This is a genomic window from Streptomyces sp. NPDC029151 (assembly GCF_055564315.1).
In genome coordinates this window covers 17,170-31,586 of record NZ_JBVHWQ010000011.1, presented here as the reverse complement: position 1 = coordinate 31,586, position 14,417 = coordinate 17,170, and the positions used below count along the sequence as shown (strand labels likewise).

The window sequence follows — 14,417 nt, the reverse complement described above, 5'->3', positions numbered from 1 at the left end:
CCCTGCGGCCGGCTCACCGGACCGGCTCAGGAGGTCACCTTGGACGGCACGTCGCACTTCGCTTCGTCGTGGGCGAAGACCGCGGCGTTGCGGGCGAGGGAGATCAGCCCCTCCCGCAGTTGATCGCCGGGAGCACTGCCGCGCTGCTTGAGCTGTACGACGACACTCAGATGCCGGCCGAAGCCGCGGGCAGTACACGGAAGGTAGACGGCGGCGACCCTGTCGGACGCGACCGCCTTGTCACCAGCGGGGAACGGCTTGACCGAGGAAGCCGGTGCGTGGTTCTCGACCACGTCCTTCTCCCAGTCGTCGGCTTTGTCGTACCGCAGCATCTCAGTGGTGGCCGCGACGAGTTGCCTACCGTCGCCGTCGACGAAGCAGGACGTCGTGTAGCTGAAGTCCGTGTCGCCGTAACGCCTGTCGGTGATGTCGTCGTCGAAGGAGTACGACGACTTGTCCGGCAGGATGCGCCTCAACGCGGCGGCGCTGCCGGCCGGCGATCCCAGCGTCCGGCACACCTCGGAGGCCTTGATCTCGCCTTTCTTCTCTTGGAAGGGCGAAATTCCCAGTACGTAGAGGACACCCCCGACGAGGCAGAGCAGCACGAGCGCCGCTCCACCGGCGAGCAGGGGTCTCCGGGCCGCGTCACGTACATTCATCAGAGCGTTCCACGGCCTTGGTGTACGCGGTCGCCAGCCTCTTCATGGCGGAGATGTCGCCGAGGTCCGAGTTGTGCACCTGCAACGAGGTGTATAGCAGATGCCGGTCGTGGTCGGGGTTCTTGCAGTTCTTGACCAGTTTCACGGCTCCCGTGCCGGTGTAGAAGAAGTCGTCGTCGGACGACCGTGCGGACTTGTCCGTTTCAGGGTTGGCAATCACGACCATGGCGATGGACACGTCCTCCTCCCACCACTGGAGATTCGCCATCAGCGCCCACCGGCCGTCTACGTCCACCCGGCAGAGTTTCCTGGAAGGCACGGGACGCGTCTCCAGGACTCTGATCTTTTCGCCCGCCGGAAGGAAGGAGGAGAGAAGGCGACTGTCCACCGGCACCCCACACAGCGCTCTGGGGACGTCGTACTCTCTCTTCGCCGTCGGCTCCGAACACCCGGCGACCAGGCCGAACACCGCAGCGGCCACCGCGGCTGCCTTTACTGGCCGAGCCATCGCGTACCCACAATCCTTCGGTCGGCTCGATGCTGACATCAGATGTCCGTGACGAGTTCGGGCCCGACTTGCTGCATGTAGTTGCCGCCTTCCATGAACCCCTGGGAGGAGGAGTCCTCTGCCCACGTGGATACGTCACCGCTGTTCGAGAGGTGGTAGGCCCTGGCTGCGTCGAAGGCAGCCTTCCTGGTGTACCTCATGTTGTTCTCATTGCCGAGCTGCCAGTTCTTGCCCATCTCGCTGCCGGCATCGTCCTTGGCGCTGCCCTCGGCGTCCTTGAAGAGTTCCTCCAGCATCATGCTGGTGGCGGTACCAGCGGCACCTCCCACCCCGGCGCCGACTGCGGGAGACGCGATATACGAGGTGCCGACACCGATGCCGGTGCCGACAGCCCCGGACAGCAGGTTCTTCCACTGGGCAACCGAGTGGTCGAAATCCTTGTCCTTGACATCGGCGGGGCCCGCGACTGCTTCGTTCCGCCCCATGGCCAAGGTGCCTGAAATCTGGCCCGAGTGTCGCGCGATGTCCCGCACCGTGAGTTCCAGGTCGTGGCTGGGGCGTTGACTCTCGGGCAGGTCCGAATTCAGGTGGTACTCCATCAGCTTGCCCATGTAATTCTTCTGTCCCACTTCGACGGCTGCATAGCCTTTCGGGTCCTGCCCGACGGCGAAGAGGAAACGCGTCACTTCCCGACGGTCCAGTTCGGCATCCGTGCCCTGAACGGGGTAGAGCTTCTGGATACGGTCCCATGCCGCCTGACCGTCCGCGTCGTTCTTGTCCGGATGCGGGTCGACGTCGGTCGTCGCTCGGTCGATGTCCGGAAGGTATTCGGAGGCGATCTGGCCGATGCTGTCAGACATATAACCGTGATCCGTCAGTCGCCCATTGTCGTCGGAGATCGAAGACACGATGCTCTCGAACAGCTTGGCCTGGCCCGGATTGTGAGCGGGGGTGTCATCGGTGGGCAGTTCACCCGCAGGGTGCCCCGTGGCGGCTGCCTCGAGGGCGGACGCCAGGTTGTTGCGCCCGTCGTTGCTCGCATCGCCGCTGATGTCGCTCTTGACCTCGTGCGGCCAGTGACGGTCTTCGAACAGGTACTTGAAGTTGGAGACGGCGTGCTTGTGGTCGCCGTCCTTCGGGATGAAGTCGTCGTTGAAGAAATCGGTGGCGGCATCCGGGTTGTTGGAGAGCCCCTTCAGGTACCCGCTCAGCGGGTCCCACCCGGAGTCGCCGTCCATCCGGTTCAGGTAGGGATCGGAAGCCATCCGCCCCCAGGCGGCATAGTTCCCGTCATGCGTCAGCCTCCGCTCTGTCGCCATCAGCTTCTTGCCATAGTCAGTCATGAATGCGTCGTCATAGTCGCCTGCGCGCATGAGACTGCTCATGACCTGGAAGCCGATGACGTGCTGTCGGTGCCCGACTCGCTGATCGCCCAGATCGATGACGTCGCGCTTCCACTGGTCCATACCCGGTGTGTCGCTCTGACTCGCCGTGGCCAGGGTCAGCCCCAGACTCTTCTGCAACTCGTCGAACTGATCCCGCCGCTCACGAGTGAGGTCGGGTGACACCTGTGGGTCTGCGACACCGGCCCAGAACTCCAGGGTCTTCCTCGCTCCGAGCCTGGTCGTGAAGCGCTCGGCGAACAAGGGGTCGTCGTGGTACTTCTTCAGCCCGGCGTTCAGGAGGTCGAACTCCTTGACCGTGAGGTCTTCCGGGTCCTTCTTCGCCAGCTTCGCCAGCTCGTCGGCCTCCTTGACGGCGGCCGCCGCAGCATCGCGGTCCTTATAACTGACGTCCGAGAAGCCCACCTTGGTCTGGTCGACGAGCGCCATGAGGACGGTCTTGGCCGTGTTGTCGCTCTCGGTGGCCTTGCTGAGGATGCCCTGGATCTCGTCGCGGAGGTCGTCGACGTCCTTCTGGTTGGTGGTGCTCGTCTTGCCGCTGGGGTCGGAGGCCCAGTCCGGCCGGGTGTTGCCCATGACCGTGAAGCCGCCCTTGCCGGTGTCCGTGACCGTCAGGTTCTTCTTCTGCCCGCGCGAGACGGCGTCGGTCAACTGCCGGTGGTACGTCTTCAGCTCGTTCCGGGTGTCACGCAGGATGTTGCGGATCGAGGTCGCCTGCGTGTGGGCGTCGCCGAACTCACCAGCGGTCTTGCCGATGAACTCCTTGGAGACCTGGGCGTTCACGCCTGCCCAGTCGGCCGCGTTGGCTGCCTTGTGCAGGCCGTCCTCCGCGTCCTTCTTCAGGTCTTCGAGGTGCTTCACGAGCGTCGACCAGTCGGTGACGGCGTCGTCGAGCAGCTTGAAGTTGGCGTGGTAGAGGGCGTTGAAGTCCATGGGTGGTTCCCGGGGGTAGCAGTACCGGATGGTGTGATCGTCTGGCTCGCCGACAACCCGGCTCCGCTACTCCTTCTTCTTGGCCTTGCCTTCGCTTCCGTAGTGGTTCTTCTCGCCCGGCGCCCCCGCCCTGTCGTCGAACCCGTCGTCCAGCACGTCGATGCTGCTCATCTGCCGCTGGATGTAGTTCTCGTCGTTCTGGTGCACGGTCTTGGTGACCTGCATGTGGTTGGAGATCTGGGCGCAGGCGTCCATCAGGGACTTCAGCTGCTCCTCCCAGCGGTTGGAGACGTGCTGCAGCCCGGCGCCGAGCGCGAAGCCCTGCTGGGAGAGGTCGCCGGCCGCGCTGTCGCTGCCGGGGGTCGCCACACGGGCCTTGTCCCAGAGCTGGTCGTACAGGTGGTGGGCGGCGCCGCCGATCTTCACCAGGTCGCCGTGGCCCACCTTGAGGTCACCGGTCTTGCCGGGGAGGACATAGGGGCCGTAGGTGCCGCCGCCCCCGTCGACATGGTTGAGCTGCATGTGTGCCGACTGCCCGTCGGCGGCCTGCGCCTTGAGCTGCTCCCACTCGTCCCATGCCATGGAAGGGCCCCTTCCCCCGTGGTGACTCCGATTCCGGGTCAAGTTAGCAACCGATGCTGGGGAAAATTTGCACCATGTCCACTATGTGCGGTGTGTCGGGTGTGAAAATTCGGCGGAGGTGCGCCCCTGCCGAGTACCGGCCCGAACTGTTCGGCAAGCCCGAACCGCCCCCCGCGGGTGAGCTTTTGTGGTTGCAAAGCCCTGTTCCGGGCTACCTCCCATGCCCTCTCGCTCCCCCCGCGTGTGAATCTTCTGCGCAGATACCCGCCTGCTTCTGTCGTTATTGACCGCATTGCCGGTCTTGGGCGGTCGTGAGTCGGTCACTTCGGGACACCTTTGCAACTGAACCGTCGCAGAGTTCAGTTGGCCGCCATGTGTGCAGTGACTACAGTGGTCAGGGATGGATCGGGGGTACGAACTGTGCTGCCCGGTCTCTCTGGCTCTACCAACGGGGAAACGGGGAAGGGGTCGCGGTGAGCGGCGGTGGCGGCTCGGGCATGCGGCGCGGTATCGATGCGCTGGCGAAGTTCAAGACGAAGGTGGACAAGGCGCTGACCGCCTTCGAAGGGGCTCCCGGCAGTCCCTCCAGGCTGGCGGAACACAAGCTCAGCGCCGGTTCGTTCAGCGGCTCGAACATCCCGTTCCACGAGGCGACCGAGCTGCACGGCAATTACGAGCAGGTGCACGAACGCCTCACCACGCTGTCGCAGAACCTGGGCATGCAGATCGAGGCGCTGAGGCTCGCGGCGCACGCCGCCGATGTCACGTACGACGGTACGGAGGACGAGGTGCGCCGGCGGTTCCATCAGATCCGCTCGCACCTCGCCGAGCAGCATCGTGAGGCGACACAGCCGAAGGGCGAGCACGCCGACGCCAAGCATGCCAAGGCCGGTGAGCACAGCGGCGACGACAAGTCCGCGGGGGCGGGTTCCATTGACTGACAACTGGCAGCAGAAGCCCGAGTACAAGGCCGACGTCGAGCAGGCCAACCGCCAGGTCGGGTTCGTCAACACGCTCAGCCGTCTGCAGAACGGGTTCAGGGGCACGCCGATGGGGGCGGCCCTGTCCGCGGGGCGGACCGACTTCGAGGGCCACAAGCTCAACGCGATGCTCGACCTGGTCCACCACGCCAATCCCGAGCACCTGGAGACGGCCAGCAAGGCCCTGTGGGACGCCCGTACGGCCATCCACGACGCGGCGACGGACCTGGAGGCCGACCTCAAGGACGTCGACTGGGAGGGCGACGGCGCGGACCAGTTCCACGTCTGGACCAAGGGCCTGATCGACTGGACCAAGGGACTCGCGACGTTCGCCGACGTCGCCGCCACCGAGATCTCCGCCGCCGCCACGGGGCTGGCCTCGGTGCGCAGCTCCATGCCGAAGGAACGGGACCCCCGCCCCGCGAGCGAGCAGAAACACCCCGAGGACCTGCCCAAGTCCAAGCAGGTCGACGGTGACCCCGACTACGCCGTCGCCCTGAAGGTCGAGAAGAACCGGCAAGAGGCGATCAACCAGATGAACCGGTTGGCGTCGTTCTACTCGGTGTCCGCGACCGCGCTGGGCATGGCGATGCAGACCGACCCGAAGCCGTACACGCCCATTCCGGATCTGGGGGTGCCCAAGCCGTGGGGCCAGGAGGGAAGCTGGGGGACGGGCGGCTCGGGAACGTCCGCACCCTCCTCGATGCGACAGGGTGTGGCGAGGAGCCACGGAAGCTCGACCGCCGGCCACGCCGAGCCGGCTGCCTCCCACGCGACAGGGGCCGGTGGTCACGTGCCGCCCCTGAAGGAAGCCCACGAGCCGAGCGCACCTTCCGGCCACGAGGTCGGCACGGAAATCAACACCACAACCACGCTGCCGCCTCAGACGCCCACGACGCCGCCCAATTCGCCGACTCCTACTGTGCCGACCACCAGTGGCGGCGGCCCGACGCCCCCGCTGCCCACCGGGCCGATGGCACCTCCCGTCGTGCCGACCACCGGTCGCACCCCCGGTTATGGCCCGAGCGGCCGACTGCCCGTCTCCGCGCAGGGGCGCACCGGTCCGTCGGGTACCGCCGGCGGTCGAGTGCCGCAGGGCTCCACCGGCCAGCCGGGTCGCCCCGTCGCCGGTGGCCGCGTGCCCCAGGGCCCGGTCGGACAGGCAGGTCGTTCCGTCACCGGTGGCCGGGTGCCGCAGGGCCCGATGGGACAGCCCGCGCGTGCCACGGGCCGTGCGACCCCGGCGGGCCAGCCGGGTGCGCGGGGGCCCGTGCAGTCCGGCCGCACTCCGGTGGGGCGTCCCGTCACCGGCGGAACGCCGAGGACGACCAACACGTCCGGCGGACGTACGGGAGCAACCGGTCCCAACGCTCCGGCGCGCAACGGTGTCGTGGGCGGGAAGCCCGTCACGGGTCGTGGCTCCGGAGGGACGGCCAACCCTCGTGTGCCGCGCGGTACGGTCGTCGGCGCCGAGGAACCGGTCTCGTCCTCGCCCACCAAGGGCACGCTCGGCCAGCGAGGAGTCGTCGGTGCCCCGACGGCGAAGCCGGAACCCGGTGCGGGTCAGGCGGTCCTGCGCTCGGCGAGCAACCCGGAGGGTGTGATCGGCGCGCCCCGCAACACGGCTGGTTCCCCGCTCAACGGCTCCGAGGCGGGCTCCAAGGGGCTCGGCCGCGGAACGGTGGGGGGACGCGCCGGTGGGACTGCCGAGACACGCCAGCAGCGCCCGTCGCAGCAGCGGCGTGACGTGCCCGAGAAGAGCGACTGAACGAGCGAGGACGTACACAGGCATGAAGCCAGGGACCGGCCGGCGCGGTACGAGGACTGCCCTCCTGATGAGGCGCAACGCGAGGCGGCTGTCTGCTGTCTGCTCGGTACTGGGCGCGCTGGCCATCGCATCGGCAGGGCTGGCCCCCGGGGCCGTGGCCGCGGACGGCGTTCAGTCCAAGCAGTGGTATCTCGACGCGATGGGCGCCAAGGAGATATGGAAGTACAGCACCGGCAAGGGGGTGAAGGTCGCTGTCATCGATACCGGAGTGAACCCGGACACGCCTTCACTCAAGGGCCAGGTGCTCGTCGACGAGGTACCCAGAGTCGCTAAGTACCACGTCACCCATGACTTCGCTGGCCATGGCACGACGATCGCGGAACTCATTGCAGGTACCGGAGCTGGCGGAGGTATCAAGGGTCTTGCTCCGGAGGCGAAGATCATTCCGATTCGGGTCGGGCTCGATGCTCTGAAAGATGAGGACGAGCGGGCAAAATCCCTCGACTCGGCTGAGGCGATCAGGGCCGCCGCCGACAGCGACGCCAAGATCATCAACATGTCTTACGGAAGCGAGTTCTACGACGAAGAGGAAGAGGCGGCACTGAAGTACGCCGCTTCCAAAGGAAAGCTGCTCTTCGCGTCGACCGGTAACACCGGAGACAAGGGAAACAAGCGGAACTATCCTTCCATGGATCCGTATGCTGTCGGTATCGGGGCCATTGACAGGAACGGAACCGTAGGTAATTTCTCCTCCTACGGGAACCAGGTCGACCTCGCGGCACCAGGCATAGACATCCAGGGCTGGTGCGACAACACGTTCACGAAATACTGCAACGGGAAAGGCACGAGTGCCGCCTCCGCCGTAGCCTCAGCCTCCGCAGCCCTCGTCTGGTCCGCCCACCCCGACTGGACGGCCAACCAGGTCCTCCGTTCCCTCATCGACACCGCCGGCCGCACCTGGGCCAAGAACAAGCCCAGCAAGTACCTCGGCTACGGCATCATCCGTCCGCGCCGTGTGCTGATCGACAAGGACATCGATCCGGGGCCGGCCAACAGGGACCCCCTCGCCGCCGAGAACGGGGCGGATCCCGACGAGGACATCACGGCCGGAAAGGGCTCCCAGGCCGCGGGCTCCTCGGCCGCACCCTCCGAAGGAGCCTCGGCGAAGCCGGCCGAGAAGGCCGGTTCCGCCGACGGCTCCACCCCCGCCGCCGCCAAGGACACCGACTCCGGCAGCGGCACCCAGACCTGGGTGATCATCGGCGCCGTGGCAGCCGTACTCATCATCGGAGGCGCCGGTTTCGCCGTGCTGCGCGCACGCCGTAACGCCTGAGCGGTCTCCCGCCTGCCTGCTCACTCACCGAGTGAGCAGAAGTCCGCTTGCCGGCCGCGCCGAAGCCTGAGTGCGGCGCCCGGCAAGGTAGTTCACAAAAGAAGGGCACGAAAATGGCGACGCAGCGCCAGAAGGTAAGCGACAAAGACATCATCATCCTCGAAAAGGAGCTGCTGCACCGCTTCGAGGGCATCAAGGGCCAGCTCAAGGAACTGCAGGCCATCATCGACAGCCTTGAGGGCCACTGGAAGGGCATCGGCGCCGGCGCGTTCAACGCCAAGCAGACCGAGATCAACGAGCGCATGGTGAAGATCGGCAACATCCTCACCAAGTTCATCGAGGCCATGAGCAGCACCCGCAAGATCAAGGACGGCACGGAGGACGAGATCCGCTCGCAGGTCCAGAGCATCGACGTCGACTTCGGCGGCTCGCACTCGGCGCTGTCCAGCTACTGATCCACCCCAGCCCAAACCTTTTCAGCAACGGAGCATCCATGAGCGTCAACAACAGCGGCGAGCTGGAAGTCACTTACGGCAGCCTCGACGACACCGCCACCCAGCTGGCCAACCACGCGCAGCGGCTCGAGGAGAGCCTGGACGCCATCAAGCGGAAGGTCGCCGGCGTCGCCAGCATGTGGGAGGGCGAGGCCCACAACACGTACACCGAGCAGCAGGCCGCCTGGGACCGTGAGGCCAACGGCATCCACGAGGCCCTGAAGGCCATCGGCCGGGTCGTGCACGCGGCCGGCGGTGACTACCAGGGCGGCGACCGGAAGGCCGCCAGCTACTTCATGTAAGCGGCCGGACGACCGGCACATCACGACAGCGGGTGGGCACGCACGGGAGGTGCCCACCCCCTGTCGTGCCGGACGACCACGGCGGCACGGACACACCAGGACAGGGAATGCAGGCCAACGAGGGCGCCACGGGGGTGGCCGCCGGGCGGGAACCGGACCGGGCCGCCGGGTCGCGGCGGCAGGTCGGCCCGTACCGCGTCATCACGGCGCTGGACGACCCGCGGACCCGGGTCCCCGTCCCCGAGCGCCGGTACATCGCCCGCAGCGCCGACGGCCGGCACACCGTTCTGCTCTCCCTCCCGCGCTCCGGTGGCGATCCCCGGCGCTTCCTCGCGGAGGCCGAGGACTCCCGCTACCTCCTGGGCCCGGCCGCGGCACCGGCGACGGCCCTCGCCGCCCCCGGCGAGCCCGCCTGGTGCGCCCGGCCCTACCTGCCCGTCCTCCCGCTTCCGACCGCCCTCGCCGTGCACGGCGGTCCGCTGCCCGAGCGGACGGTACGCGCGCTCGGCGTGACCCTCGCCGAGACCCTGGCCGTCCTGCACGGACAGGGCCTGGCCTTCGCGGGTGTGTCTCCCGCGGCTGTCCTGCTCGCCGCCGACGGCCCCCGCCTCTCCTGCTACGGCGCCGTACGGGCCGCCGCCCCGGACGGCACCCCCCGGTCCGGGCTGCCCGGCCTGGAACCCGGCAGTCTGCCGCCGGAGCAGGCCTCCGGCGGGCGCCCGCGCCCCCTGGGGGACGTCTACGCCCTCGGAGCGACGCTCGCGTACGCCGCCACGGGCCACACGACCCCGGAGCGGGACGAACTCCCGGACGCGTTCCGTACCGTCATCAGCCGGTGTCTCACCCGCGACCCCGGTGCCCGCCCCCCGCTCGCCGACGTGGTCGACACGCTGGCCGGCGGGAACCCGTCGGGCTCCGCCGCGCTGCTCGCCCCCGGCTGGCTCCCCGGACGGGTGATAGCGGCCCTCGCGCACCAGTCGGCGGCCGTCCTCGCGGCGGAGATCCCCGTGGGGGCCGCGCCCGTCATCCCTCCCGTCCCCCAGCCGAACTGACGACCGCCATGTCCTCCCCCCTCACACACGACGACCCGGAGACGATCGGCCCGTACCGGCTCGTCGCCCGCCTCGGCAGCGGCGGTATGGGCACCGTCTACCTGGCCCGTACCGCGGGCGGCCGTACCGTCGCGCTCAAGACGATGCACGCCCACATCGCCTCCGACCCGGCCTCCCGCAGCCGCTTCCGGCTGGAGACCGACGCGGCCCGGGTGGTGGGGGAGCGCTTCGGCGCCGGCGTCGTGGACGCGGATCCACGGGCCGGGACGCCCTGGTTCGCCACCGAGTACGTGCTCGGGCCGCCCCTCGACGAGGCCGTGGAGTCGTGCGGTCCGCTGCCCGAGGCCTCCGTACGGGCGCTCGGTGCGGCGCTGTGCGGGGCACTGGGGCAGTTGCACGCGTCGGACGTCGTCCACCGCGACCTCAAGCCCTCCAACGTCCTCGTCACCGCCTACGGCCCGAAGGTCATCGACTTCGGCATCGCCCGCGCGGCCGGTGACGCGCACCTCACCCGGGTCGGGGTCGCGGTCGGCACGCCCGCCTTCATGTCACCGGAACAGGCGGGCGGACAGGAGCACTCGGCGGCGGGTGACGTGTTCGCCCTCGCCGGCCTGCTCGTCTTCGCCGCGACCGGGCGTCCGCCGTTCGGCCACGGTCAGGCGGCGGACCTGATCTACCGGGTGCAGTACGCCGAGCCCGATCTGACCGGCGTACCCGACAGCCTGGTGCCCGTCCTCGCGCGGTGCCTGGACAAGAACCCCTTCCGGCGACCCACGACCGACTGGCTCGCCGCCCGACTGCACGACGGCACCGGGGAGTTCGCCGACCATCTGCCGGACGTGTTGCTGGCCGACATCGCCCGGCGGGCGAGCCAGGTCTGGCAGATCACACCGCGGCGGCTGCCGCGTCCGCCGGAGGAGGAGCACACGGCCGCGCCGGCCGCCGTCGCACGCGTCTCCCGCCGGCGCCTGCTGCTCTCCGGCGGGACCGCCCTGGCCGTCGCGGGCGCCGGGGCCGCGGCCTGGGCCTGGAGCGGGCGGGCCGGTACGGGGCCCGCGCCGCGGCCCACGACCGGGTCCGGCGGCAGCCGGTTGCCGAGGAAGAAGCTCGACTCCGACTGGCAGATCCAGGTCGCCGGTCCGCCCGACGACATGTTCCCGGCGCAGCCCCTCGTCGTCGGCGACCTCGTGGCACTGGTGGCGGGCAAGGGCCTGGGCGGCATCGTCGCCGGGACCGGGCACGTCCGGTTCGCCTCGGACCAGATGGAGAACACCTGGCAGGTGGCCACCGACGGCAAACGCCTCATCCGGCTGGTGCGGGCGGAGGGTTCCGAGAACAACGCCGGAAAACCGGGCGGTTTCCCGCTGCTGCTCGCCTCCGTCGACCTGTCCACCGGCAAGGCGGCGGAACCCTTCGCCGAGTTCACCGACGTCAACGGCGTCATCGACCAGAACCAGCTGGTGTGCACCGCGGAGGGGGTCGCCTACGTGGCGGCCGGCCGCGGCACGTACTCCATCGACGGCTTCCTCGCCTCGCAGGCCTGGTACCTGTTCGCCGTCGACATCTCCTCCGGCAAGCGCCTGTGGACGGCCCCCCTGCCCGCGCGGCGCGACGGGTCCAGGCGGCTGTACTTCCTCGCCGCCGCGGTGGTCGGCGGCCGGCTGGTGACCCTTCAGGAGACGAACGACGGATCCGTACGAGCGGTCGTACGCGACACCCGTTCGGGCGCCGTCCGCTGGGACCGACCGCTCGACGGCGTGGAACCGGACCGAGTCCGCCTGCCTCCGGCCGTCGACGAGGACCATCTGTACATCGGTACCGGGCCGCTGCGTGCCCTGCGGCTCGCCGACGGCAAGGTCGCCTGGGACACCACGTCGGAGCACCCGGGGGCGACGTACGGCCCGCCGGTGGTGAAGGACGACTTCGTGTACGCGGCCCGGAAGGGGCACGGGCTCGTCGGCTTCGCCGGTGCGGGCGGACCCGCCATGTGGGAGGAGCGGGGCGGGCAGGGGGCCGCGGCCGACGTCACCGCCCCGCCGGTGATCGGCCCCAAGTACATGTACAACCGGCGTGGATCGGAGCTGTGGGCCATCGCCTGGAGTTCCACCGGTGCCCCGGTCCGGTCCTTCAGGACCACGGGCGACCGGTTCGTGGCCCACGAGGCATCCGCACGGGTCATCGCGCTGGGCGGCAGGTTCCTCGCCGCGTTCCCCCTGCAGTGAGCCGTCCGGTGCGGGACGGGAAACGTGTGGCGAGAGAAGAAAGAGAAGCGCGATGAGACCCCTGGGGACCGGTGACCCGATCCGTCTGGGACCGTACCGGCTGCTCGGTGTGCTGGGTGAGGGCGGCATGGGCAAGGTCTATGTCGGACAGGACCACGCGGGCGCCGTCGCCGCGGTGAAGGTGCTCCGGCCCGAACTCTCCCAGGACGCCGGTCTCGCCCGGCGGTTCGTGCGCGAGGCGCTGGCGGCCCAGGCCGTGCGGAGTCCGGGTGTCGCGGCGGTGCTGGGGGCACAGACCGAGGGCGGGCGGCCGTGGATCGCCACCGAGTTCCTCGCCGGGCCGACCCTGGACCAGGTCATCGAGCGGTACGGCCCCCTGGACGACGCGAGTCTGCGCGCCCTGGCCGCCTCCGTGGCCCGCACGCTGCGCGACATCCACGCCTCCGGTTTCGTCCACCGCGACCTCAAGCCGCCGAACATCGTGATCACCTCGGACGGTCCGAGGATCATCGACTTCGGCATCGCCCGCCCCGAGCACGGCCTGACCCTCACCACCACCGGGCAGATCCCGGTCACTCCCGGGTACGGCGCGCCCGAGCAGGTGCTCGGGCACCGGGTCACCCCGGCGGCCGACGTCTTCTCCCTCGGTGCCGTCCTCGTCCTCGCGGCCACCGGGCACCGCGCGTTCGAGGGTGCCCACGTGGCCGCCGTCCAGTACGAGGTCGTCCACGGCGAACCGCGCTGGCAGGGCCTGTCGCCCGAGCAGTACGCGCTGATCGCGCCCTGCCTGGCGAAGGACGCGGCGGCCCGGCCCGGCCCCGAGCAGATCGCCGCCGCCTTCGCCCCTCCCCGCAAGGCGGGCGTGGCGTGGAAGCGCGGGCCCGTCACCGAGGCGATCAGGGAGCGCGAGCGCGCGATGCGGAGTCTCAGCGCCCCGCTGCTGCCCACGACGGAGACCGGGAGACCGGGCCGGCGCCGCCTGCTGACCGGGCTCGCGGCCGGGGGAGCCGTGCTCGCGGCGGGCGGCACCGGGACGGGCTGGTGGCTGCTGCGGGACCGTGGCAGCGAGAGACGACGCAAGGGCCCGTTCGACTACCCGCCCGCCGCGCGGACACCGGCGGAACGTCTCCTCTCCGCCGACCAGGGCGACTACATCGTCGGAGGCTCTCCCAAGTCGCTGTGGGAGGTGGACGACGTGACGGATCCCGGGTCCCCGGTGCCGTTGCCGGTACGGGACGTCGTGATCGTCGGCCACCCCGTGCGCGGTGTGGTGGCTCTGGACGTCGTCGACGGCAAGCGCCGCTGGAGCGCTCCGACGATGCGGATGGCCTGCCGTTACCTGTCGCTGTCCGACCGGTTGGTGGTGGCCGCCGACGAGCACGGCACGCTGCACACCTTCGTCCCGGCGACGGGAGAGCGCAAGTGGACGGCGCGGGCCGACGCCGCGACGCTCCTGACGGCCGACGAGAAGTGCGTCTACCTCCTCACCAGGGACCACCGGCTGCGCGCCGTGGGCCGCTCGGACGCCCGTGTCCGCTGGACGGCACCGATACCCGAGGACTTCCGCAAGACGCTCCTGCCCCGGCCGGTCGCCCACCAGGGGCGGCTCGTCGTCACCACCTCCACCGGACACGTCATGGCGGTGAACACGGAGAGCGGGCGCACGGAGTGGACGGCTCGCGGTCTGGCGAAGGAGCGGTACCTCTTCCCGGCCGTCCACGACGGCCTCGTCGTCCTGAACGGCAGGACGCTGTCGGCGCGCCGCGTCTCCGACGGGAAGCAGGTGTGGGCGTACACGGAGGAGGCGTACTACGACCACAGCAAGAAGGAGTGGGGCCGCCCCAGCGTCTACGGCGACGTGGTGTACTCGCTCGGCTGCGACACCCAGGGGTACGGATTCCCCATGGCGTTCGACGCCCGGAGCGGGAAGAAGCGGTGGGAGGCCGGGGTGGCGGTCACCAGCAACGACCACCCCGTCGTCCGCCAGGGCCACGGTGTCTGGTTCCTGGACCCCGAACCCGTCCCCACGGTCACGACCACGGGCACGGAGAAGGACGCGCGGGAGACCTGGTCCTGCAAACTCGGCTCCACGGACGACTCCACGGCCTTCTCCGCCGCCGGCAACCGCGTCTTCGTGGCGAGCGGCAGCTCCCTGCGCGCCCTGCCGGTCTTCTGACGCGG

Annotated in this window: 12 protein-coding genes; 8 read left to right on the top strand and 4 right to left on the bottom strand. The window is 69.4% G+C overall.

Going from position 1 to position 14,417, the window contains the following annotated elements; translation table 11 throughout:
- Positions 1 to 26: 26 nt before the first annotated feature.
- From ACZ4VF_RS32010 to ACZ4VF_RS31995, 4 genes are all read right to left on the bottom strand, one after another.
- Positions 27 to 659 carry a hypothetical protein gene (locus ACZ4VF_RS32010; RefSeq protein WP_467930388.1) on the bottom strand — a complete coding sequence of 211 codons (633 nt, stop codon included), beginning with the start codon at positions 657 to 659 and terminating at the stop codon, positions 27 to 29.
- Positions 646 to 954, bottom strand: a complete 309-nt coding sequence (locus ACZ4VF_RS32005) for a hypothetical protein (RefSeq protein ID WP_467930387.1) — start codon at positions 952 to 954, stop codon at positions 646 to 648. The genes ACZ4VF_RS32010 and ACZ4VF_RS32005 overlap by 14 nt, the downstream gene beginning before the upstream one ends.
- A gap of 251 nt (positions 955 to 1,205) precedes the next feature.
- The gene (locus ACZ4VF_RS32000) at positions 1,206 to 3,503 is read right to left on the bottom strand and encodes a DUF6571 family protein (RefSeq protein WP_467930386.1); all 2,298 of its coding nucleotides are present in this window, start codon (positions 3,501 to 3,503) and stop codon (positions 1,206 to 1,208) included.
- Between the two features lie 66 nt (positions 3,504 to 3,569).
- The gene (locus ACZ4VF_RS31995) at positions 3,570 to 4,085 is read right to left on the bottom strand and encodes a hypothetical protein (RefSeq protein WP_467930385.1); all 516 of its coding nucleotides are present in this window, start codon (positions 4,083 to 4,085) and stop codon (positions 3,570 to 3,572) included.
- 473 nt (positions 4,086 to 4,558) lie between these two features.
- On the opposite strand from ACZ4VF_RS31995, the gene ACZ4VF_RS31990 reads away from it, so the two are divergent.
- From ACZ4VF_RS31990 to ACZ4VF_RS31955, 8 genes are all read left to right on the top strand, one after another.
- A complete protein-coding gene (locus ACZ4VF_RS31990; RefSeq protein WP_467930383.1) occupies positions 4,559 to 5,026 on the top strand; it encodes a hypothetical protein in 468 nt (155 codons plus the stop codon).
- A complete protein-coding gene (locus ACZ4VF_RS31985) occupies positions 5,019 to 6,833 on the top strand; it encodes a WXG100 family type VII secretion target (RefSeq protein ID WP_467930382.1) in 1,815 nt (604 codons plus the stop codon). The genes ACZ4VF_RS31990 and ACZ4VF_RS31985 overlap by 8 nt, the downstream gene beginning before the upstream one ends.
- 67 nt (positions 6,834 to 6,900) lie before the next feature.
- Positions 6,901 to 8,166 (top strand): S8 family serine peptidase, encoded by a 1,266-nt coding sequence (locus tag ACZ4VF_RS31980; RefSeq protein WP_467930381.1) that lies wholly within the window; start codon positions 6,901 to 6,903, stop codon positions 8,164 to 8,166.
- Between the two features lie 113 nt (positions 8,167 to 8,279).
- On the top strand, positions 8,280 to 8,621 hold the full coding sequence (locus tag ACZ4VF_RS31975; RefSeq protein ID WP_356150413.1) for a WXG100 family type VII secretion target: 342 nt from the start codon (positions 8,280 to 8,282) through the stop codon (positions 8,619 to 8,621).
- A gap of 38 nt (positions 8,622 to 8,659) precedes the next feature.
- Positions 8,660 to 8,962, top strand: a complete 303-nt coding sequence (locus tag ACZ4VF_RS31970; RefSeq protein WP_356150410.1) for a WXG100 family type VII secretion target — start codon at positions 8,660 to 8,662, stop codon at positions 8,960 to 8,962.
- A gap of 107 nt (positions 8,963 to 9,069) precedes the next feature.
- Positions 9,070 to 10,014: a protein kinase family protein gene (locus ACZ4VF_RS31965; protein WP_467930379.1), complete on the top strand. Its 945-nt coding sequence runs from the start codon at positions 9,070 to 9,072 to the stop codon at positions 10,012 to 10,014.
- An 8-nt stretch (positions 10,015 to 10,022) separates the two neighbouring features.
- Positions 10,023 to 12,236 (top strand): protein kinase domain-containing protein, encoded by a 2,214-nt coding sequence (locus tag ACZ4VF_RS31960; RefSeq protein ID WP_467930377.1) that lies wholly within the window; start codon positions 10,023 to 10,025, stop codon positions 12,234 to 12,236.
- A gap of 52 nt (positions 12,237 to 12,288) precedes the next feature.
- Positions 12,289 to 14,412 carry a serine/threonine-protein kinase gene (locus ACZ4VF_RS31955; protein ID WP_467930375.1) on the top strand — a complete coding sequence of 708 codons (2,124 nt, stop codon included), beginning with the start codon at positions 12,289 to 12,291 and terminating at the stop codon, positions 14,410 to 14,412.
- Positions 14,413 to 14,417 lie beyond the last annotated feature (5 nt).